The organism is Pantoea sp. Fr-CA_6 (assembly GCF_024520895.1).
Classification (GTDB): Bacteria; Pseudomonadota; Gammaproteobacteria; order Enterobacterales; family Enterobacteriaceae; genus Pantoea; species Pantoea agglomerans.
This window is the reverse complement of the sequence record NZ_JALNPO010000014.1, coordinates 1-20,195: the sequence shown is the minus strand read 5'-3', so window position 1 is coordinate 20,195 and position 20,195 is coordinate 1. Positions and strand designations below refer to the sequence as shown.

Here is a 20,195-nt window from a genome sequence, read left to right as displayed (position 1 = left end):
ATTGATTAGCGCTTAAATTTGTCGCATAACGCCTGAGAGGCGTTGCGGAACATACCGACATCGCTGCCGACGGCGACAAAAGTGGCACCCCACTCCAGATAACGACGCGCGTCCGCTTCCACCGGTGCCAGAATGCCGCTCGGCTTACCGGCGGCTTTGGCGCGTTCAAAAATGTGTTTAATCACTTTCAGCACTTCAGGATGCGCAGGCTGACCGAGATAGCCCAGCGCAGCAGAGAGATCGCCCGGCCCGACAAAAATACCGTCGACACCGTCAACCGCCGCGATGGCGTCAATGTTATCGACCGCCTGCTGGGTTTCGATCTGCACCAGCACCGTGACGTTGTCATTGATGGTGCTGTTGTAATCGGGCAGGGTGCCGTACATGTTGCTGCGATGCGAAACTGAGACACCGCGAATGCCGGCTGGCGGATAGCGGGTTGAGGCGACGGCACGCACTGCTTCCTCTTCGGTCTCGACAAATGGCACCAGGAAGTTGTTAAACCCGATATCCAGCAGACGCTTAATAATCACCGGCTCGTTGCAGGGCGGACGCACCACGGGCGCACTGTGGCTGCCTTTAAGCGCCATCAGCTGCGGCACAAACGTGGTGATATCGTTGGGCGCGTGTTCGCCATCCAGGACCAGCCAGTCAAAACCGGCCAGCCCTAAAATCTCGGTAGAGATCGGGCTGGCAAGCGCACACCAGCTGCCGATCAGGGTTTCACCCGCTAACAAACGACGACGAAATCCATTTGGCCAGGCTGCATTACTCATGGTTAAACTCCTGTGACGATGGCTCCCCGTGGGGAGCCGAAAAGGTTAACGTACCAGGCAGGGACGTTTGTTGTCGTAGGTCCATCCCGGCACTAAAAATTGCATCGCTTCGGCATCGTCACGCGCGCCCAGCCCCTGCTTCTGATAGAGCGCGTTGGCCTGCATCACCTGATCCATATCCAGCTCGACGCCGAGACCGGGCTTCTGCGGTACCTGCACCATGCCGCCTTTGATCTGGAATGGCTCTTTGGTCAGGCGCTGATTGCCCTCCTGCCAGATCCAGTGGGTATCAATGGCGGTGATCGCGCCCGGCGCGGCAGCGGCGACGTGGGTGAACATCGCCAGCGAAATGTCGAAGTGGTTATTGGAGTGCGAGCCCCATGTCAGGCCGAAGTCGTGACACATCTGTGCTACCCGCACCGAACCCTGCATGGTCCAGAAGTGCGGATCTGCCAGCGGAATGTCCACCGACTGCAGCGACAGGGTATGGCCCATCTGACGCCAGTCGGTGGCGATCATATTGGTGGCGGTTGGCATGCCGGTGGCGCGGCGGAACTCCGCCATCACTTCACGGCCGGAGTAACCCTGCTCCGCGCCACAGGGATCTTCTGCGTAGGCGAGCACATCTTTGAGCTGTTTGCCGAGCATGATCGCTTCGTTGAGCGACCAGGCCCCGTTGGGATCAAGGGTGATACGGGCTTCAGGAAAACGCTTAGCCAGCGCTGTGACCGCTTCGGCCTCTTCGCCGCCGCGCAGTACGCCGCCTTTGAGTTTGAAATCGTTGAAACCATATTTCTCATACGCCGCTTCCGCCAGCCGCACCACCGTCTCCGGCGTTAGCGCCTCTTCGTGGCGCAGGCGATACCAGTCGCAGGGATCGCTCTCCTGGCTCTGGTAAGAGAGGGACGTTTTGCGGCGGTCGCCGATGTAGAACAGATAGCCGAGCATCTCAACGCGGTCGCGCTGCTGTCCGTCGCCCAGCAGCGAGGCCACATTAACCTCCAGATGCTGACCCAGCAGGTCGAGCAGCGCCGCTTCAATGCCGGTCACCACATGAATAGTGGTGCGCAGATCGAAGGTCTGGGTGCCGCGCCCGCTGGCATCGCGGTCGGCGAAGGTGCTGCGCACCAGGCTGAGAATGTTTTTGTATTCGCCCACGGTTTTGCCAATCACCAGCGACGCCGCATCTTCCAGCGTCTGGCGTATTTTTTCGCCGCCCGGGATTTCGCCGACGCCGGTGTGTCCGGCGTTATCTTTGATAATCACAATGTTGCGGGTAAAGAATGGCGAGTGAGCGCCGCTGAGGTTCAGCAGCATGCTGTCGTAGCCTGCGACCGGAATAACCTGCATGGCGGTGACTTTCGGTGTTGAACTCATCTCCTGCTCCTTATGCTGTTGCACGGCCAAATGCCGGGCGTTTGCGATCAAATGTCCAGCCGGGGACCAGATATTGCATCGCCGTGGCGTCGTTACGCGCACCGGCGGGCAGTGACTGATAAAGCTGATTGGCTTTGTTTACCTGCTCCCAGTCGAGCTCAATGCCCAGACCCGGCGCATCCGGTACGGCAATTTTCCCGTTGCGGATTTGCAGCGGATTTTTCGTCAGGCGCTGATCGCCCTCCTGCCAGATCCAGTGGGTATCAATCGCGGTAGGATTACCTGGCGCCGCCGCACCCACATGGGTGAACATCGCCAGCGAAATATCGAAGTGGTTATTGGAGTGGCAGCCCCAGGTGAGGCCCCACTCATCGCAGAGCTGCGCGACCCGCACAGCGCCGCTCAGCGTCCAGAAGTGAGGATCCGCCAGCGGAATATCGACCGCATTGAGCATCACCGCGTGATTCATCTCTCGCCAGTTGGTGGCGATCATATTGGTGGCCACCGGTAAGCCGGTTGCGCGCCGGAACTCGGCCATCACTTCACGTCCCGAATAGCCCTGCTCCGCGCCGCACGGATCTTCAGCGTAGCTCAGCACATCCTGCATCCCTTTACACAGCGCTATCGCCTCGTCCAGCAGCCAGGCGCCGTTCGGGTCGACCGTAATGCGGGCGTCGGGAAAGCGCTGCTTCAGCGCCGCCGCGGTGGCAATCTCCTGCTCGCCCGGCAACACGCCGCCTTTGAGCTTAAAATCTTTGAAGCCATATTTATCCGCAGCCGCCTCAGCCAGCCGCACCACGGCATCGCTGGTCAGCGCTTCCTGATGACGCAGGTGATACCAGTCGTGGCTGGCCTGCTCACCACTCAGATAGGGCAGATCGGTCTTGCGGCGGTCGCCGAGATAGAACAGATAGCCCAGCACCGTCACTTCATCACGCTGTTTACCTGGCCCCAGCAGTTCAGCCACCGGTACGCCCAGACACTGTCCCAGCAGATCGAGCAGCGCTGCTTCCAGCGCGGCTACCGCGTTGACCCGCAACTCAAAAGTCCAGGCACCGTTGCCAAAGGTGGTGAAGTCAGCCGACTGATTGCCTTTGTGCACCTGCTGCACCAGACGGTTCATTCGCGCAATCTGCTGGCCTTTCACCTGCGGAATCGCCTCAACCAGCGTCTGATAGATGGTGTCGCCGCCGGGAGCTTCACCGACGCCGGTGTGACCGGCGCTGTCAGTGAGAACCACAATATTGCGGGTAAAACAGGCGTTGTGCGCACCGCCAATATTGAGCAGCATGCTGTCATAACCGGCGACCGGGATAACCTGCATCTCAGTAATCACCGGCGAACTTTGCGTATTCATAATGCATCCTTACCGGGCCAGGTTTTCAGTTCGACACGTTTGATATCGCCCGCGATCACCAGGAAGCTGAATGCGGCGACAAAGGCATGAATACCGACATAGATCAGCGCGCCTTCAAAGGAGCCGCTGGTGGCGATGATGTAACCGATGGCGATAGGCGTCACGATGCCAGAGAAGTTACCGAACATGTTGAACAGACCGCCGCTCAGGCCACTGATCTCTTTCGGCGCAGTATCTGCCATCACCGCCCAGCCCAGCGCACCAATGCCTTTACCAAAGAACGCCAGTGCCATGAAGAACACCACCACCCATTCGGTATCGGTGTAGTTACACATCACCATCGAAATAGAGAGCAGCATGCCGAGCACGATCGGCGTTTTACGCGCGATATTCAGCGAGCCGGTTTTACGCATCAGCCAGTCGGAGATCACCCCGCCCAGTACGCCGCCGAGGAAGCCGCACACCGCCGGAATCGAGGCAATAAAGCCCGCTTTGAGAATCGACATGCCGCGCGCCTGTACCAGATAGACCGGGAACCAGGTGATAAAAAAGTAGGTTAAGGCGTTAACGCAGTACTGACCGAGGTAGATACCCAGCATCATGCGTGACGTCAGCAGCTGTTTGATCTGGAACCACTTCTCGCTCCAGCTCACTTTGCGGCTATCCTTTTTGACATCCATGTTGATCAGCGCACCGCCCTGCTCCATGTACTCCAGTTCGGCTTTATTCACGCCAGGGTGATCGGTGGGATCGTGGATCACTTTCAGCCAGATGAAACTGAGGATGATGCCCAGGCCGCCCATAAACCAGAACACGTGCGCCCAGCCCACGGAAGAGACCAGCCAGCCCATGATGGGCGCGAAGATAACGGTGGCGAAGTATTGGGCCGAGTTGAAGATCGCCACGGCCGTGCCGCGCTCCTGCGCCGGAAACCAGGCCGCGACGATGCGGCTGTTGCCAGGGAAAGAGGGCGCTTCGGCCAGTCCCACCAGGAAGCGCAGAATAAACAGCGACATGATGATGCCGAAGCCGCTGAACAGATCGACGAACCCTTGCAAAAAGGTAAAGAGCGACCAGGTAAAGATGCTCCAGAAATAGACGCGTTTTGAGCCGAAGCGGTCAAGCAGCCAGCCGCCCGGAATCTGACCAATAACATACGCCCATGAGAAGGCAGAGAAGATATAGCCGAGTCCGACCGAATCGAGGCCAATATCTTTTGACATCGCCGAACCGGCAATCGAAATCGTTGCGCGGTCACCGTAGTTGAATGAGGTGACGATAAATAACATCACCACAATCCAGTAACGGGCATTGGTGCGTTTCTGCACCGTTTCCGCGGTCTGGCTGAAACTATTCATGATGCACTCCTGAAATATAGCGTGAGCTACATTCGCTCTGACTGCATACACATCGCGTTGGGTATCAGAGAGAAGTTGGGTTAAACACGGCGATCTTTTTGTTTTGGCAAACTTTATTTATCCATCCGGCGTCTGGCAGCCGCGGCCGGTAATAACTCCAGGCAACCTCTTTCGGATGAATAATACGTCGTGACAGATAACCTGACTTTGGCTAACGGAACTCAGTATAAGAACAGCCTGTGGCGATCACATTGGCGCATCGCCCTGGAATAATCGCCTTATTGAAGTGATTGTCTTGCGGATGCACAAAAGCCTGCGGTATAGCTCACGAAAGTGGCAAATACCCGTGCAAAATCCGCCCCGGATAACGCTTTCCCACGCTGTTTGTGAGGGTCTTCACTTGCTTTTGGATAATCGACCCAAAACAGCGAGACGAATTGCCTTAATGGTGGTCATTTGCACAATGCGCGACCCGCCCCGCCTCCCTATACTGAAGCTGGCAAACAAGGGCGTGACAGGTCAGATCATTACAGCGTGCCGCACAAGTACGGTACGACAGACGGGAAGGTGAGCGATGAACCCAAAAACAGATGAACAACCGCTCTATATCAAAGTCCATGAGCACGACAATGTGGCGATTGTGGTTAACAGCCTGGGTCTGCCAGCCGATACGCAGTTTGCGGATGGCCTGACCCTCACTGAGCATGTGCCGCAGGGCCACAAAGTGGCGCTGAGCGCGATTAATCAGGGTGCAGAAATCGTGCGTTATGGCGAAGTCATTGGCTATGCATTGCGGGATATTGCCCAGGGCAGCTGGATTGATGAGTCACTGGTCGCGCTGCCGGAAGCCCCTCCGCTGGAGAGTCTGCCGCTAGCCACCCAGGTTCCGCCTGATTTGCCGCCGCTGGAGGGCTATACCTTTGAAGGTTACCGCAATGCGGATGGCAGCGTAGGCACGCGTAACCTGCTCGGCATCACCACCAGCGTCCACTGCGTGGCCGGTGTGGTGGATCATGTCGTACAGATCATTGAACGGGATTTACTGCCGCGCTATCCGAACGTGGATGGTGTGGTTGCCCTGAACCACCTTTATGGCTGTGGTGTGGCGATCAACGCACCGGCGGCGGTCGTGCCGATTCGCACCATTCATAACCTGGCGCTGAATGCGAATTTCGGCGGCGAAGTGATGATCGTCAGCCTCGGCTGTGAAAAGTTACAGCCAGAGCGTCTGCTGACTGGCACCCCCGACGTGCAGGCGATTTCGCTGGACGAACATGACATCGTGCGTCTGCAGGATGAAAAGCTGGTGGGCTTTGGCGCGATGGTCAATGAGATTCTGCAGGTGGCGGAGCGTCATCTCCAGCGGCTGAATCAGCGCCAGCGCGAAACCTGCTCTGCAGCAGAACTGATTGTCGGCATGCAGTGTGGTGGCAGCGATGCGTTTTCGGGCGTGACGGCAAATCCTGCAGTGGGCTTTGCCTCTGATCTGCTGGTGCGTTGCGGTGCCACCGTGATGTTCTCCGAAGTCACTGAAGTGCGTGATGCGATTCACCTGCTGACGCCGCGGGTGATTAATCAGGAAGTCGGTAAGCGCTTACTGGAGGAGATGGCCTGGTATGATAATTACCTCGACCAGGGCCAGACCGATCGCAGCGCTAACCCGTCGCCGGGCAATAAGAAAGGCGGGCTGGCGAACGTGGTGGAAAAAGCGCTTGGCTCGATCGCAAAATCGGGACGCAGCGCCATTGTTGAAGTGCTCTCGCCCGGCCAGCGGCCCACGCGACGCGGATTGATCTACGCGGCCACGCCCGCCAGTGATTTTGTCTGCGGTACACAGCAGCTGGCATCCGGTATCACCCTGCAGGTGTTTACTACTGGTCGCGGTACGCCTTACGGTCTGGCCGCAATTCCGGTGATCAAGATGGCGACGCGTAATGCGCTGGCAGAGCGCTGGCACGATCTGATGGACATCAATGCCGGGACGATTGCTACCGGTGAAGAGAGTATTGAGCAGGTGGGCTGGCGACTGTTTGAGTTGATTCTGGATATCGCCAGTGGCAGGAAGCAGACCTGGTCCGATCGCTGGGGCATTCGTAATCAGCTGGCGGTGTTTAACCCGGCGCCTGTCACCTGACAGTGCACTCAACGGATATCGCCGTGCGCACACTACAGGCTTATCTCTGTTAAGGCAGAGATAAGCCTGGCCTTGCAATCAGAGCTGCGCGCCCCAGGCTTCAACCCACGGCGAGGTAACCGCCTCCGGTTCCGGATTTTCAGTGGCATCAACCAGTAACACCTCACCAACCCGCTGAGCGCCCTGCTCCTGCAGCAGCGCGTCAAAGGTTTTACCCGCGCCACAGAAATGGTCATAGCTGCTGTCACCCAGCGCAATCACGCCATAGCGCAGCGCGGGCTGATGACCGAGCTGATCTTTTATCGCATGAAACAGACCTGAAATCGTGTCGGGAAAATCGCCATGCCCGGTAGTAGAAGTGACAATTAACGCCACGTCGCTGGCATAGTTTTGCCAGTCAGCCAGCGTCGGATCGTCAAACACCGTTACGCTGTGCCCCTGCTGCTGCAGAATGGGCTCTGCTTCTTCCGCGACCAGTAGCGCATTGCCATATACCGTACCTACAAAAATGCCAATCTTTGCCATCTGCTTTCTCCCTTATTCTGAAACGTTATCCTGTCCTGGCGCTGCGTCAAACTCAACCCGCGGCACCTCAGGAATGCGATCCTGCCAGCCAAACTGGCTCATCAGATTCTGCCAGACGCCATCCAGTCCGGCGCGAAGCAGCAACGGTTCACCGGTTACCGGATGAGTTAATGCCAGGCTGCTGGCGTGCAGCATCAGGCGGTTAGCGCCAAAATGTTCGGCAGCACCCCGGTTCTGACGCAGATCGCCGTGCGCCGAATCGCCAATAATCGGATGACGCAGGTGTGACATATGACGACGCAGCTGATGCTTGCGACCGGTTTTAGGAGCCAGTTCAACCAGGCTATAACGCGAAGTGGGATAACGGCCAATGCCGACCGGCATCTCGACCGTTGCCAGTGACTGATAATCGGTGACCGCGGGCTGTGCGGTGCGCGCTTCCGTGGCGTGTTTATCGGCAATCTTATCCAGCTCTTCCACCAGTGGATAATCGAGCGTCCCGCTGCTCTCCAGCCAGCCGCGAACCACAGCGTGGTAGGTTTTCTGCATCTGGTGCTGTTCAAACTGCAGGGAAAGCAGACGTCCGACTTCACTGGAGAGCCCCATCAGCAGTACCCCTGACGTGGGCTTGTCGAGACGATGCGCCGTAAACACATGCTGCCCAATCTGATCACGAACGGTCTGCATCACAAACACCGTTTCATGGCGATCCAGCCAGCTGCGATGAACCAGCCAGCCGCTGGGCTTGTTGACGGCAACCAGCCACTCATCCTGATAGAGTATCTCCAGCATCAGTGGGCAGCATCCGTGATTAACGCATCAAGTTGACGCAGGGTCAGCAACAGCGGCGCAATACCCGGCTGGTCAGGCACCAGAGCCACCTCATAATAGGGGGCCACGGCAAAATTTTGTGGTAACGGATGTCGGGCCGCAATCAGGGCATGCATCCGCGGGACTAACACCCACTGGAGCCACTGCAGCGGCTCCAGCGTATCCAGGCAAAAGGGTTCGCGGCTCTCGAGCGCCCCCTCGGCCGGCGGGGTACTCTGCCAGAGATGATGCTCACGCATCACCGCTTCCAGTTGTTCCAGCCGTTGCGTAATCAATTGTTCAGGCGTCATGCGCCACCTCCGCGAGCAGTCAAAAATGGGCGGCAAGCATATCACTTGTTGGCACAGGCACAAAAAAAGGGAGCACTGTATAAACAGTGCTCCCGGTTCGTTTGCAGCCATCCCGCCACGTTAATGCTCCCTGCTCTTCCATGACAACTTGTCCAGTGCGAACTCCTGTCGCGCATCGTCCTGATGTATCCTTAGCATCCTGGCCCACCACCTCTTCTGAGGGGGTTCTCATTCTCCATCCTGGAGGTGTCCCTTGCTCAATCCTGAGCGATCCTGTTTCATCCTGAAACCTTCCGTGTGCCGTAAGCTCCGTTACGTTCCTGCCTCATGGCTTATCATCATCCTGACGATATCTTTTTCCTGAGCCTCCTGCAGTGCGAAACATTTTGACAGAACTCGTTACGTGCACAAGGTACTCACAGCAGAACTTTACGAAATGTGCGGCGTAAATTCAGATAAACGCCATTAAGTTGATGATTCACAATATTTTTACATCTCAGCCTTCCGGAAGTCTCACCTGTTATATAGCGATCTCTCACAGCACATGTAAGAGATGTCTCACAAGACCAGGGGCAAATCACTGCAACTCAGATGATAACCGGTTGTAATGACTTAAGAAATATCTCAAGCGTTTCCGCTAATTTTACACGCTGTTTACCGCCGGGCTGCTCCAGAATCACTTCGCCGCTGAGATTAGAAAGCGAGATGATCTCCTGTTCTGACTCGGTGGTGGCGATAAACAGCGTAGGCGACTGTTTAAGGCGGCGCTGCATCACCAGATGCCCGATCAGATTCTCCTGTAAACGCAGGAAATCATCCTCATTCCAGACCTGTAAGAGTGTCAGTTGATTCTCACCAAAACTGGCCTGCATATCGCCGGCAAACTGCGTGGTATAGAAAGCCGTGATCTGCGGCTGGAGCTGGATGTCGATCGCCCGCTCAACCGCATCCAGCGTCTGTGGCAGAGTAAAAGGCTGCGGCTGCCAGACGACCCGCTGATCGCGATCCTCCAGGGCACAGGGCGAAGGTACACCAAAGAGATCGCTGCTGGCCGGCGCATGCCCGGCCTGCTGAAGCCAGTGCTGGCAGTACCGGGTGGTAAAGTCGCGCAACGCGGCGGCAGTTTGCTGCATCATTCATATTCTCACTTCTGATGGGTTACACTTAGCCACTTTGATTAATTTTGGTGGTAACCGCAATGACTACTCACGAACAGGATCAGGCACTCAGCAACCTGACGCTGGGCAAACCCACAGCCTATCACGATCATTATGACAACAGCTTACTGCAGGCGGTGCCGCGCAGCCTGAATCGTGAACCCCTTGGCCTGTTTCCCGATAGTCTGCCCTTTACCGGCAGTGATATCTGGACCCTGTATGAACTCTCGTGGCTCAACAGCAAAGGTCTGCCACAGGTTGCCGTTGGCGAAGTGGTGCTCGATGCGCAGAGCCGCAACCTTATCGAGTCAAAAAGCTTCAAGCTCTACCTTAACAGTTTCAACCAGACCCGCTTTGCCGACTGGGGCGAGGTTCGTCAGACGCTGGAGCGGGACCTGAGTGCCTGTGCTGAAGGTGAAGCGCGGGTCGCGCTGTTCCGTCTCAATGAAGTGGAAGGTCAGCCCATCGGCCATTTTGAGGGGGTTTGTATTGATGAGCAGGATATCGCCATAGAGGATTACCGCTTCAATGCTGACTATCTGGCCGATGCTGCGGGCAGCGAAATCGTTGAAGAGACGCTGGTCAGCCACCTGCTCAAGTCAAACTGTCTGATTACCAATCAGCCCGACTGGGGCTCCGTGATGATTCGTTATAAAGGCCCGCGTATCGACCGTGAAGCGTTGCTGCGCTATCTGGTCTCATTCCGCCAGCACAACGAATTTCACGAGCAGTGTGTCGAACGCATTTTTAATGATGTGATGCGTTTCTGCCATCCGGAAGTGCTGACGGTGTATGCACGCTACACCCGTCGTGGCGGGCTGGATATCAATCCATGGCGCACTAATGTGCCCTTCTCGCCCGGTTTTTCGCGGCTGGTCCGTCAGTAGTTTGCGAGACTTCTCGCAGGCTGCATGCACTAAGCGCAGTTCCGCTTGAGCTGTGCGGGCCGACAAGGCTACTCTGGTGATGGCGGCTACCTGCGGGTGGCCGACCAGGGATTTTCGTCACTGCCGTTGCAGTGCCAACACGCACCCAGGCGGGTGTAAAGGAGTTCATTTGATTACCCATATCAGCCCTCTTGGCTCAATGGATCTGCTTTCACAGCTGGAAGTCGATATGCTCAAGCGCACAGCCAGCAGCGACCTCTACCAGCTGTTTCGCAACTGCTCTCTTGCCGTGCTTAACTCCGGCAGCCAGACTGACAGCAGCCAGGAGCTGCTCTCCCGCTTTGAAAATTTCGACATCAATGTGTTGCGCCGTGAGCGCGGCGTCAAACTGGAGCTGATCAATCCACCGGAAGAGGCGTTTGTGGATGGCCGTATCATCCGTTCACTGCAGGCTAACCTGTTTGCGGTGCTGCGTGACATCCTGTTTGTCAGCGGCCAGCTCAACATGCCGGGTCGGTTAACTGCGGCTGAAGAAAATGACTCCGCCACTATCACCAACACCGTGTTTTCCATTCTGCGTAACGCGCGGGCGCTGCACATCGGCGAGTATCCCAACACCGTGGTCTGCTGGGGCGGTCACTCGATCAACGCCGTTGAGTACCAGTATTGCCGCAATGTCGGAACTCAGCTTGGACTGCGTGAACTGAACATCTGTACCGGCTGCGGGCCGGGCGTGATGGAAGCGCCAATGAAAGGGGCCGCCGTAGGCCATGCTCAGCAGCGCTATCGTGACAGCCGCTTTATCGGCCTGACCGAACCCTCCATCATTGCGGCAGAACCGCCGAATCCGCTGGTGAATGAGTTGATCATCATGCCGGACATCGAAAAACGTCTGGAAGCTTTTGTGCGCATCGCCCATGGCATTATCATTTTCCCGGGCGGCGTAGGGACCGCAGAAGAGTTGCTCTATCTGCTGGGCATCCTGATGAATCCGCAGAACAGCGATCAGGTATTACCGCTGATCCTGACCGGGCCGGAAGAGAGCGCCGACTACTTCCGCGTGCTGGATGATTTCATCGTTAACACCCTGGGCGAACAGGCGCGTAAGCATTATCAGATCATCATCAACGATGCAGCCGAAGTGGCGCGTCTGATGAAGAAAGCGATGCCGCAGGTAAAAGAGAATCGTCGCGAAACCGGCGATGCTTACAGCTTTAACTGGTCGATTCGCATTGAACCCGATCTGCAGGTGCCGTTCCTGCCAACCCATGAAAACATGGCGAATCTCAATCTCTACACCAATCAGCCACCCGAAAAGCTGGCTGCTGACCTGCGCCGCGCCTTCTCAGGCATCGTAGCCGGTAACGTCAAAGAGATGGGCATCCGCGAAATCCGTGAGAAGGGACGCTACAAACTCCATGGCGACCCCGACATCATGCACCGCATGGATGAGCTGCTTCAGGGATTCGTTGCACAGCAACGCATGAAACTGCCAGGCACCGCCTACATTCCCTGCTACGAAATTATCAAATAAACCAGGAGGCAGCCCCCGGGCTGCCCATACTCTCATGGCTCTTCATCTTGTTATTGTTGACGCATTGAATCTGATTCGCCGTCTGCATGCGGTACAGGGCTCCCCCTGTGTCGAAGGCTGCGTGGCCGCGCTGCGCCAGATACTGGGTCACGCCCATCCGACTCATGCGGTGGCGGTATTTGATGGCGAAGCGCGTCATCAGGGCTGGCGTCATCAGCTGCTACCCGATTACAAAAGCGGTCGCCCGCCGATGCCAGACGATTTACAGGCAGAGATGCCGGCGTTACAGGAGGCCTTTCGCGCCGCAGGCGTAAGCTGCTGGATAGCGGGCGAGGATGAGGCGGATGATTTAGCGGCGACGCTGGCGGTGAAAATGGCTCAGGCCGGACATCAGGCCACCATTGTTTCAACCGACAAAGGCTACTGTCAGCTGCTGGCACCCGAGATCCGCATCCGCGACTACTTCCAGAAACGCTGGCTTGATCTGCCTTTTATCGAGGCTGAATTTGGTGTGGCGCCCCAGCGGTTACCCGACTACTGGGGGTTGTGCGGCATCAGCAGCAGTAAAATTCCGGGCATCACCGGCATCGGTCCGAAAAGCGCGAAACAGCTGCTGACAGAGTTTCACACGCTTGAAGGGATCTATCAGCAACTGGATCAGGTGCCAGCCAGATGGCGGGAGAAGCTCGCTGAGGGTCGGCAGATGGCAGAGATCAGCCGTCAGGTCGCAACCCTGAAGCGGGATCTGGTGCTGCAGGGCAATCTGAATACGCTGCGTTATACCGGCTGAGTGCCCTTGCACTCAGCCCGGCGATTAACGTTCGTCGCGACGACCACCGGCAGCCGCCCAGATTCGGCGCACATGTACGGTCACCTCTTCGCGGTCATGATAAAGCTGACGAGCGCGAATCTGCACGTTAATGCCATTATCATCAAATCGTTCCTGCATCATGGCCAGATTCTGCGTCACCTCTTCATAGCGCTTTTTCATGGGCAACTTAAGGTTGAAGATCGCTTCACGGCACCAGCCGTTGACCAGCCAGTCGGTCATCAGGTTAGCCACGCGCACCGGCTTCTCCACCATGTCACACACCAGCCAGCTGATGTTGGTGCGTGGCGGACGGAATTTAAAGCCATCCGCTTTCTCGTGCATCACCTGGCCCGTATCCATCAGGCTCGGTGCCATCGGTCCGTTGTCCACCGCATACACCATCATGCTGCGCTGCACCAGCTGATAGGTCCAGCCGCCCGGACAGGCACCGAGATCCACGGCGTACATGCCGCTGGCTAAACGCTCATCCCACTCATCCGCAGGGATAAAGACGTGAAACGCCTCCTCCAGCTTAAGGGTGGAACGGCTTGGCGCATCGGAGGGGAACTTAAGGCGTGGAATACCCATGTAAAACGGCGAGCTGTTTTCCCGGATGGAGTAGCCGACGTAACAGGTGCCCGGTGCGATGAAAAACACATGCACGACCGGGCGCTTCGGGCTCTCATAATTCAACAGGATCTTGCTTTCACGCAGTGCCGAGCGCAGCGGCACGGTGAACTTGCGGCAGAACTTAGTCAGCTCTTTGGCTTCGTTGGTGTCTGGCACTTCAACACGCAGTTCGCCGCCCTTTTCCAATACGCCGGTCAGCATGCCGACAATCGGGGTAATGCGATCTTCCTGCGGCAGGTCACGCAGCATTTCGCCGACGACCAGCATCTGACGGGCAAAAATCAGCTCGTCAAACGGCAACTCACGTGCCAGCCGCTCGGCATCTTCAAACTGATAGCACTCAAACAGCACGTAGCCAGAGTCATCTTTAACCCGTGGAAAGCCGTAGATTTCACGTTCAGCCGCTTTGGCGCTGATTTCCGCCGCACACTCTTTTTCAAAACCGGGGCGACAATAGAGTAAAACTTTATTCATGGCGTTCTGCCTTTCGTTTAAGACGCAGCGCGCCAATCAACATCAATACCCAACCGGCGAGGAAACAGACCCCGCCCACGGGTGTGATAAAAACCCAAAACTTCAGATGTGACAGCGCCAGACAATAGAGGCTGCCACTAAACAGCACGGTGCCGAGCGCCATCAGCGCACTGCTCCAGTAAAACCAGATATTGGCGCGGCGTAACATCGCAGCACCCAGCCCCATCACCGCTAAGGTGTGATAAGCCTGATATTCCAGCCCGGTATGAATCCAGGCCATTTCAGCCGCACCAAGCGACTGACTTAAAACGTGGGCACCAAATGCGCCAAAAGCCACCAGCAGAAATCCGCTGATAGCCGAAAAAACAAACATGGCACGACTGGACATTAACCGATCCTCAGAGTCCTTTTGCATCTGAATGCAAATAAATCAATACGTTATTGTTGATAGCGAAAGCGGAATTTTTCTTGTTCGGTTGCAGCTTTTTCCAGGATCCACTGTCGGAAGGCGGCTATTTTACCCAGTTCTGCCTGACTGTCATGACAAACCAGATAAAAAGCGTTTTTACTGACTAATACATCATTAAACGGGCAGATTAATCGCCCGGCTTCTATTTCGCTCTGCGCCATGACGTTATTCGCCAGCGCCACGCCCTGACCATGAATCGCCGCCTGCAATACCATGGCGCTGTGGCTGAAGATTGGCCCCTGCTGCACATTGATATGCTGCAGGCCCAGTTGCCGGATATAAGATTGCCAGTCCCGGCGGGAGGCATCATGCAGCAGAGTAAAACGCGACAGATCCATCGGTGTTTTTAGCGGATTATCCCCGGTCATCAGCGACGGTGAACAGACAGGCAGCAGATATTCGGCGTAGAGTTTTTCAACCCGCAGGCCGGGCCAGTTACCCCGGCCGTAAAAAATCGCCACGTCGACATCGTCGGCCAGTTTCTCTTCGTCGCGGTCAACCGCCTGGATACGCACGTCGATTCCCGGATAAGCCATATTAAAGCTGGAGAGGCGGGGAACCAGCCACTGAATGGCAAAGCTCGGCAGTAAACTAACGGTCAGCGCACCCTTGGCACTGCGCGCCTGCAGTTTGCGGGTCGCTTCGTTGATTGCCGAGAAAATCTCTTTGATATCGAGATAGTAGCTTTGTCCTTCTTCGGTCAGTAATAGCGAACGATTCCTCCGGCGAAATAGCTTTAACCCCAGAAAATCTTCCAGAGATTTAATCTGATGGCTTACAGCAGCCTGGGTGACAAACAGCTCTTCTGCGGCTTTGGTAAAGCTTAAATGGCGTGCAGCTGCATCAAAAACACGCAGTGCGTTGAGAGGAGGAAGGCGTTTCGACATGGTTTTCCGTATCCGGATCGGCAAAAAATACGCTGGCTTATACAAAGCGTTTACGTATTAGAATTTTTAATCCGAGGCATTATAATTTGTCCGTTGAGGAACCTCCAGCAAATACCTATAGTTGCCGCACTTCCTGAGCCGGAACGAAAAGTTTTTAGATTTGTGAGTGAGTTCGCAGATTTTCTGAAAGCTTTTGGCTTGTGGTCGTGATGTTGTGTTTGCAATTTTTGATCCGACGATTGCGGATCGAACTCTTAATTCCTGTAGATTTACCCTGTCTGTCCATAGTGATTTTTAAATAGCACCGCAAATTGCGGTGCTTTTTTTTTGCTGCTTAGTTGCCAGACTCTACCATCTCTTTGACATCAGAGCGGTTGATTTGCTGCTCGTTGCCATTCGCATCTTTATAGCTGATCATGCCGGTATCGTTATCGACTTTAGGCTTGCCGGCAGCCACAATGGTGCGACCATCATTGGTATGCATCACGTAATTGCTTGAACAGGCACTCAGGGTAAAAGCCAGGGTACACACGGCCAGTACTGCGGTTAATTTTTTCATCTGCTATCTCCTTGTAGATTGATTGCATCAAACCACCCGCGTTACGCTAACCAGAGGCAGCCGATAAGTGAGATCGACTAGTAAACGTCCGATCGTTATGCGGGTTTGGTTCAAACCTTGCAATATTCAGCATAACGCGCTTTTCCAGCTTTGCCAGACGCAGACCATTCTTTCAGTGTGGTCCTAATTTTTCTTATCATGGACCAGGCATGACCGCATTTAATCCCACCGCATTTCGCCAGCAGTTTCCCGCACTCGCCGACGCAGGCGTTTATCTCGACAGCGCAGCGACCACGCTGAAGCCGCAGGCCGTCATTGACAGCACGCAGCAGTTTTACAGCCTCAGCGCGGGTACAGTCCATCGCAGCCAGTTTGCCGCCGCCCAGGCCTTAACCCATCGCTATGAGCAGGCGCGCAACCAGGTTGCCCGCTGGCTTAATGCCGCTGACGATCGTGAGATTGTCTGGACGCGCGGCACCACCGAAGCGATAAACCTGGTGGCGAACAGCTGGCTGCGCCCGCGCTTACAGCCTGGTGATGAGATTGTGGTCAGCGAGGCAGAACACCACGCCAACCTGGTGCCCTGGCTGATGGCTGCGCAGGCGTGCGGTGCCCGCGTCGTAAAATGGCCGTTAGGCGCGGATCGCCTGCCGGATATCAGCCAGCTGCCCGCCCTGCTCAACAGCCGTACCCGCCTGCTGGCGATCGGACAGATGTCGAACGTCACCGGCGGGTGTCCCGCACTCGCTCAGGCGATACCGCTGGCTCACGCCGTGGGCGCGAAAGTGATGGTCGATGGCGCACAGGGCGTGGTGCATTGTCCGCCTGACGTACAGGCGCTGGATATCGACTTTTACGCCTTTTCCGGACATAAGATTTACGGCCCGATGGGCATTGGCGCGTTATATGGCAAAGCGGAACTGCTGGAGGCGATGGAGCCCTGGCAGGGCGGCGGTAAGATGATAACGGATGTCGATTTCAGCGGATTCACGCCGCAGCCGGTGCCGTGGCGGTTTGAGGCTGGCACCCCGAATGTGGCGGGCGTGGTGGGCCTGAGTGCAGCACTGAGCTGGCTGGGGCAGTACGATCTGCCCGAAGCGGAGCGCTGGAGTCAGCAGCTTGCGACGCTGGCGGAAGAGCAGCTGGCGGAATTACCCGGTTTCCGCAGCTTCCGCTGTTCAAATGCCAGCCTGCTGGCATTTGAATTCGCTGGCCTGCATCACAGCGATCTGGTGACGCTGCTGGCTGAGCAGGGAATCGCCCTGCGCGCTGGCCAGCACTGCGCGCAGCCGTTGCTGGCGGCGCTGGGCGTCAGCGGCACGCTGCGGGCCTCTTTTGCACCCTATAATAATCTGCAGGATGTTGATGCGCTGGTGCGCGCTATGAAGAGCGCCATCTCGCTGTTATCGGAGTTTTGATTATGCATTCATCGCCGTTAGCGCCACACCCGTTTGGCGAACAGATTACCGTTGCCAGCCTGAAAGAGAGCTTTGGCCGCTTTCATCAGTGGGAAGATCGTTATCGTCAGCTGATCCAGCTGAGCCGCCAGTTGCCTGCCTTACCCGGGGAACTGAAAACAGCAGAAATTGAACTGAGCGGTTGTGAAAATCGGGTCTGGCTGGGCAGCCAGTTACGCGAAGATGGCACGCTGCATTTCTATGGTGACAGTGAAGGACGTATTGTGCGCGGCCTGCTGGCCGTGCTGCTGACCGCCGCTGAGGGCCAGACGCCGCAACAGCTGCTGGCGATGGATCCCTTAAAACTGTTTGATGAACTGGGCCTGCGCGCCCAGCTCAGTGCCTCCCGCAGCAGCGGCCTGCAGGCGCTGGCCGCCGCAGTGGAGCACGCCGCGCGTCAGGCGCTGACGGCGTCCTGACGGGCAGCACGCGCCAGAAACTTCTTCAGCGCATGCGAGACGGCAACAAAGCCGAAGGTGGCGGTTACCATGGTGGCCGCGCCAAAGCCGGAGGTGCAATCCATTCTCTTCGGCCCCTCCGCTGTGCTGCGTGAAGCACAGACGCTGCCATCAGCCTGCGGATAGACCAGCGCTTCGGTAGAAAAGACGCAGTCGATGCCAAGTTTGCCCTTGCTGTTTTTCACCACGCCCAGGCTTTTCAGTCGTTCGCGCAGCTTTGCCGCCAGCGGATCCTGGATGGTTTTCGCCAGATCGGCGACCTGGATCTGAGTGGGATCGATCTGCCCACCCGCGCCACCGGTGGTGATCAGCGGGATCTTATTCCGGCGGCACCAGGCGATCAGCGCCGCTTTCGGTCGCACGCTGTCGATAGCATCGATCACATAGTCGAAACCGGCTGCCATCAGTTCGGCGGTGTTCTCTGGCGTAATAAAGTCATCAATGCAGATCACTTCACAGTCAGGATTAATCGCACGCAGCCGTTCTGCCATCACGTCCGTTTTAGCTTTGCCGACGTTGCCCTGCAGCGCATGAAGCTGTCGGTTGGTGTTGGTGATACAGACATCATCCATATCAATCAGGGTGATTTTACCAATTCCGGTGCGCACCAGCGCTTCCGCCGCCCAGGATCCGACACCGCCAATCCCGATGACGCAGAAGTGTGCGTCAGCAAAACGTTGCAGCGCATCCTGGCCATAGAGACGCGCCGTGCCGCCAAAGCGCTGATGCCAGGCGTCATTTAACACTTTCATAGTTGAACCTGTTACGTCGTGCGGGCCCGAAGGCCCGCAGAGAAGAAGTTAGTTAGCGCCGAGAAGCAGTGAACCATTATTACCGTTTTGCGGGCTGGAGAACAGCGGTTGTCCGGCACCCGGTGCGGCTTTAATTACCCAGACGCGTCCGTAGTGATTATAGAAGCCCGCCAGATGCGCAGCGTCGGGGCCGATACCCTGATAGATATCAAAGTGCTGGCCTTTAATCGCGCCACCCACGTCGAGTGCCACCATCAGGCGCATCTCATATTTGCCGTTGAATTTGCCCTTCTCATTTAACTGCGGCACTTCAGCCAGCAGTACGGTGCCCGCCGGAATAATTGAGCGGTCAGACGCAACGGAGGCTTTCGCCACCAGCGGAACTGCGCTGGCACCGCGCACCGGCGTAAATGGCTCAGCCTTAAAGAAGACGAATGATGGGTTGGTTTCCAGCAGCGCACGGACCTCCTGCGGTGAGTGCTCCTGCGCCCACTGACGAATCGCCTGCATCGACATATCTTCGCGCTTCACTTCACCGCGATCGATCAGCTCTTTGCCAATGCTGTGATAACCCCAGCCATTTTTACCGGCGTAACCAAAGAAGGTCATCGGGCGGCCATCGCCAAAGTCGACATAACCACTGCCCTGCACATCCATCATGAAGTTATCAATCAGGGAATTGCTGTAGGCGATGATGTAGCGGTCATCGAGTCCGCCACTATAGATAGAGGCGCGGCTCGGTAATTTTTCTCCGCGTTTGCGCGGCGGCATACGGTAGATGGGATACTGGAATTCACCCTGACGGGTGTAGCGCGCTTCTACTACCGGTGTGTAGTAACCGGTGAACTGCACGTTACCGTAGTTATCCGTTCCCTCCATCTGCCAGGCGTTAAGCCCATACTGACGAAGCTGTCGGGTATCGGCACCCGCCATCAGCCAGCTCTCAATCGCGCTATAGGTGCCGTTCTGACGGCTATACAGGGCGGATGAGGCGGACTGAATCTGACGGACCTGCTCGCCAAAGTCTCTGCCATTAACCGGTGCGCCTTTGGCATTGGGCTGATTCACCAGCGCCAGCGGTTGTTCCAGTTTGCCATCTTTATATTGCTGACCGCGATCGGTCGGTTTGGAGCTACAGGCCGCCAGCAGCGTTATTAACGCGCCAGTGAGTGCATACTTCACCCAATGTGATTTCATTATCTTCTCTTTTTATAACTGTTCGCCCCGCGACGATAGCAAAGCCCCCGACAGAATGAAATGCATCCGCTCAGACGTCACGCATATCAGTTTAATAATTAACCAGATGGTTGAATCCTTCAGCAACTGGCTGTTAATTTGGCTTTTATCTGCAAAAAGGGGTTGCATGAATTAGCGCGGAGAGTATAGTGCGCTTCCACGGACGCGGGGTGGAGCAGCCTGGTAGCTCGTCGGGCTCATAACCCGAAGGTCGTCGGTTCAAATCCGGCCCCCGC

The 20,195-nt window shown here is 56.4% G+C and carries 20 protein-coding genes; 6 read left to right on the top strand and 14 right to left on the bottom strand.

All coding sequences use genetic code 11. The features are described 5' to 3' along the window. Nucleotides 1-5 precede the first annotated feature (5 nt). Genes garL through NR201_RS19510 form a run of 4 tightly spaced genes read right to left on the bottom strand, consistent with a single transcriptional unit; the run spans nt 6 to nt 4,868 of the window. Nucleotides 6-776 carry a 2-dehydro-3-deoxyglucarate aldolase gene (garL, locus tag NR201_RS19525; RefSeq protein WP_033769945.1) on the bottom strand — a complete coding sequence of 257 codons (771 nt, stop codon included), beginning with the start codon at nt 774-776 and terminating at the stop codon, nt 6-8. Between the two features lie 45 nt (nt 777-821). Next, complete coding sequence (gudD, locus tag NR201_RS19520; RefSeq protein ID WP_010248587.1) at nt 822-2,153, bottom strand: glucarate dehydratase; 1,332 nt, start codon at nt 2,151-2,153, stop codon at nt 822-824. Nucleotides 2,154-2,163: 10 nt separating this feature from the next. Beyond that, nucleotides 2,164-3,510, bottom strand: a complete 1,347-nt coding sequence (locus NR201_RS19515) for an enolase C-terminal domain-like protein (RefSeq protein ID WP_010248589.1) — start codon at nt 3,508-3,510, stop codon at nt 2,164-2,166. Continuing rightward, nucleotides 3,507-4,868 (bottom strand): MFS transporter, encoded by a 1,362-nt coding sequence (locus NR201_RS19510; RefSeq protein ID WP_010248591.1) that lies wholly within the window; start codon nt 4,866-4,868, stop codon nt 3,507-3,509. The genes NR201_RS19515 and NR201_RS19510 overlap by 4 nt, the downstream gene beginning before the upstream one ends. Nucleotides 4,869-5,442: 574 nt before the next feature. Here NR201_RS19510 and garD point away from each other — a divergent pair. Beyond that, nucleotides 5,443-7,002: a galactarate dehydratase gene (garD, locus tag NR201_RS19505; RefSeq protein ID WP_256850084.1), complete on the top strand. Its 1,560-nt coding sequence runs from the start codon at nt 5,443-5,445 to the stop codon at nt 7,000-7,002. 78 nt (nt 7,003-7,080) lie between these two features. On the opposite strand, the gene NR201_RS19500 is transcribed toward garD, so the two are convergent. The 4 genes from NR201_RS19500 to syd form a co-directional block, all read right to left on the bottom strand. Next, nucleotides 7,081-7,527 (bottom strand): flavodoxin, encoded by a 447-nt coding sequence (locus NR201_RS19500; RefSeq protein ID WP_010248594.1) that lies wholly within the window; start codon nt 7,525-7,527, stop codon nt 7,081-7,083. A gap of 12 nt (nt 7,528-7,539) precedes the next feature. Further along, nucleotides 7,540-8,319, bottom strand: a complete 780-nt coding sequence (truC, locus tag NR201_RS19495) for a tRNA pseudouridine(65) synthase TruC (protein WP_163762499.1) — start codon at nt 8,317-8,319, stop codon at nt 7,540-7,542. Beyond that, entirely contained in the window at nt 8,319-8,648 is a 330-nt protein-coding gene (locus NR201_RS19490) for a YqcC family protein (protein ID WP_022623807.1), read from the bottom strand. The genes truC and NR201_RS19490 overlap by 1 nt, the downstream gene beginning before the upstream one ends. A gap of 587 nt (nt 8,649-9,235) precedes the next feature. Beyond that, complete coding sequence (gene syd / locus NR201_RS19485) at nt 9,236-9,784, bottom strand: SecY-interacting protein (RefSeq protein WP_256850083.1); 549 nt, start codon at nt 9,782-9,784, stop codon at nt 9,236-9,238. 62 nt (nt 9,785-9,846) lie between these two features. Between syd and queF the strand changes: the two genes are divergently transcribed. The 3 genes from queF to xni all read left to right on the top strand — a co-directional run bounded on the left by queF (nt 9,847) and on the right by xni (nt 13,016). Further along, nucleotides 9,847-10,692 carry an NADPH-dependent 7-cyano-7-deazaguanine reductase QueF gene (gene queF, locus NR201_RS19480; protein ID WP_256850082.1) on the top strand — a complete coding sequence of 282 codons (846 nt, stop codon included), beginning with the start codon at nt 9,847-9,849 and terminating at the stop codon, nt 10,690-10,692. A gap of 169 nt (nt 10,693-10,861) precedes the next feature. Then, the gene (ppnN, locus tag NR201_RS19475) at nt 10,862-12,226 is read left to right on the top strand and encodes a nucleotide 5'-monophosphate nucleosidase PpnN (protein ID WP_010248605.1); all 1,365 of its coding nucleotides are present in this window, start codon (nt 10,862-10,864) and stop codon (nt 12,224-12,226) included. 34 nt (nt 12,227-12,260) lie between these two features. Continuing rightward, nucleotides 12,261-13,016, top strand: coding sequence for a flap endonuclease Xni (gene xni / locus NR201_RS19470; protein ID WP_158131411.1), 756 nt, complete (start codon nt 12,261-12,263; stop codon nt 13,014-13,016). 24 nt (nt 13,017-13,040) lie between these two features. On the opposite strand, the gene rlmM is transcribed toward xni, so the two are convergent. From rlmM to NR201_RS19450, 4 genes are all read right to left on the bottom strand, one after another. After that, entirely contained in the window at nt 13,041-14,141 is a 1,101-nt protein-coding gene (gene rlmM, locus NR201_RS19465) for a 23S rRNA (cytidine(2498)-2'-O)-methyltransferase RlmM (protein WP_256850081.1), read from the bottom strand. Beyond that, nucleotides 14,134-14,529: a DUF423 domain-containing protein gene (locus NR201_RS19460; protein ID WP_010248611.1), complete on the bottom strand. Its 396-nt coding sequence runs from the start codon at nt 14,527-14,529 to the stop codon at nt 14,134-14,136. Before NR201_RS19460 ends, rlmM begins: the two co-directional genes overlap by 8 nt. A gap of 50 nt (nt 14,530-14,579) precedes the next feature. Further along, on the bottom strand, nt 14,580-15,497 hold the full coding sequence (locus tag NR201_RS19455) for a transcriptional regulator GcvA (RefSeq protein WP_003854641.1): 918 nt from the start codon (nt 15,495-15,497) through the stop codon (nt 14,580-14,582). A gap of 334 nt (nt 15,498-15,831) precedes the next feature. Further along, the gene (locus NR201_RS19450; RefSeq protein WP_010248613.1) at nt 15,832-16,056 is read right to left on the bottom strand and encodes a YgdI/YgdR family lipoprotein; all 225 of its coding nucleotides are present in this window, start codon (nt 16,054-16,056) and stop codon (nt 15,832-15,834) included. Nucleotides 16,057-16,265: 209 nt separating this feature from the next. Here NR201_RS19450 and csdA point away from each other — a divergent pair, with 209 nt between their 5' ends. Beyond that, nucleotides 16,266-17,474 carry a cysteine desulfurase CsdA gene (gene csdA / locus NR201_RS19445; protein WP_061901165.1) on the top strand — a complete coding sequence of 403 codons (1,209 nt, stop codon included), beginning with the start codon at nt 16,266-16,268 and terminating at the stop codon, nt 17,472-17,474. Between the two features lie 2 nt (nt 17,475-17,476). Beyond that, nucleotides 17,477-17,932 (top strand): cysteine desulfurase sulfur acceptor subunit CsdE, encoded by a 456-nt coding sequence (gene csdE / locus NR201_RS19440; protein ID WP_010672147.1) that lies wholly within the window; start codon nt 17,477-17,479, stop codon nt 17,930-17,932. On the opposite strand, the gene tcdA is transcribed toward csdE, so the two are convergent. Beyond that, the gene (tcdA, locus tag NR201_RS19435; protein ID WP_033786744.1) at nt 17,911-18,723 is read right to left on the bottom strand and encodes a tRNA cyclic N6-threonylcarbamoyladenosine(37) synthase TcdA; all 813 of its coding nucleotides are present in this window, start codon (nt 18,721-18,723) and stop codon (nt 17,911-17,913) included. The two genes, csdE and tcdA, sit on opposite strands and share 22 nt — an antisense overlap. Nucleotides 18,724-18,771: 48 nt before the next feature. After that, entirely contained in the window at nt 18,772-19,920 is a 1,149-nt protein-coding gene (gene mltA / locus NR201_RS19430; RefSeq protein ID WP_010248620.1) for a murein transglycosylase A, read from the bottom strand. Between the last annotated feature and the right edge of the window lie 275 nt (nt 19,921-20,195).

What these genes read in the sequence shown, in the direction of transcription:
- gudD (WP_010248587.1), bottom strand. Translation starts at nt 2,153, where the DNA reads ATGAGTTCAACACCGAAAGTCACCGCCATGCAGGTTATTCCGGTCGCA.
- syd (WP_256850083.1), bottom strand. Translation starts at nt 9,784, where the DNA reads ATGATGCAGCAAACTGCCGCCGCGTTGCGCGACTTTACCACCCGGTAC.
- csdA (WP_061901165.1), top strand. Translation starts at nt 16,266, where the DNA reads ATGACCGCATTTAATCCCACCGCATTTCGCCAGCAGTTTCCCGCACTC.
- NR201_RS19500 (WP_010248594.1), bottom strand. Translation starts at nt 7,527, where the DNA reads ATGGCAAAGATTGGCATTTTTGTAGGTACGGTATATGGCAATGCGCTA.
- queF (WP_256850082.1), top strand. Translation starts at nt 9,847, where the DNA reads ATGACTACTCACGAACAGGATCAGGCACTCAGCAACCTGACGCTGGGC.
- NR201_RS19490 (WP_022623807.1), bottom strand. Translation starts at nt 8,648, where the DNA reads ATGACGCCTGAACAATTGATTACGCAACGGCTGGAACAACTGGAAGCG.
- NR201_RS19450 (WP_010248613.1), bottom strand. Translation starts at nt 16,056, where the DNA reads ATGAAAAAATTAACCGCAGTACTGGCCGTGTGTACCCTGGCTTTTACC.
- tcdA (WP_033786744.1), bottom strand. Translation starts at nt 18,723, where the DNA reads ATGAAAGTGTTAAATGACGCCTGGCATCAGCGCTTTGGCGGCACGGCG.
- mltA (WP_010248620.1), bottom strand. Translation starts at nt 19,920, where the DNA reads ATGAAATCACATTGGGTGAAGTATGCACTCACTGGCGCGTTAATAACG.
- garL (WP_033769945.1), bottom strand. Translation starts at nt 776, where the DNA reads ATGAGTAATGCAGCCTGGCCAAATGGATTTCGTCGTCGTTTGTTAGCG.
- rlmM (WP_256850081.1), bottom strand. Translation starts at nt 14,141, where the DNA reads ATGAATAAAGTTTTACTCTATTGTCGCCCCGGTTTTGAAAAAGAGTGT.
- csdE (WP_010672147.1), top strand. Translation starts at nt 17,477, where the DNA reads ATGCATTCATCGCCGTTAGCGCCACACCCGTTTGGCGAACAGATTACC.
- truC (WP_163762499.1), bottom strand. Translation starts at nt 8,319, where the DNA reads ATGCTGGAGATACTCTATCAGGATGAGTGGCTGGTTGCCGTCAACAAG.
- xni (WP_158131411.1), top strand. Translation starts at nt 12,261, where the DNA reads ATGGCTCTTCATCTTGTTATTGTTGACGCATTGAATCTGATTCGCCGT.
- NR201_RS19510 (WP_010248591.1), bottom strand. Translation starts at nt 4,868, where the DNA reads ATGAATAGTTTCAGCCAGACCGCGGAAACGGTGCAGAAACGCACCAAT.
- NR201_RS19515 (WP_010248589.1), bottom strand. Translation starts at nt 3,510, where the DNA reads ATGAATACGCAAAGTTCGCCGGTGATTACTGAGATGCAGGTTATCCCG.
- NR201_RS19460 (WP_010248611.1), bottom strand. Translation starts at nt 14,529, where the DNA reads ATGTCCAGTCGTGCCATGTTTGTTTTTTCGGCTATCAGCGGATTTCTG.
- NR201_RS19455 (WP_003854641.1), bottom strand. Translation starts at nt 15,497, where the DNA reads ATGTCGAAACGCCTTCCTCCTCTCAACGCACTGCGTGTTTTTGATGCA.
- garD (WP_256850084.1), top strand. Translation starts at nt 5,443, where the DNA reads ATGAACCCAAAAACAGATGAACAACCGCTCTATATCAAAGTCCATGAG.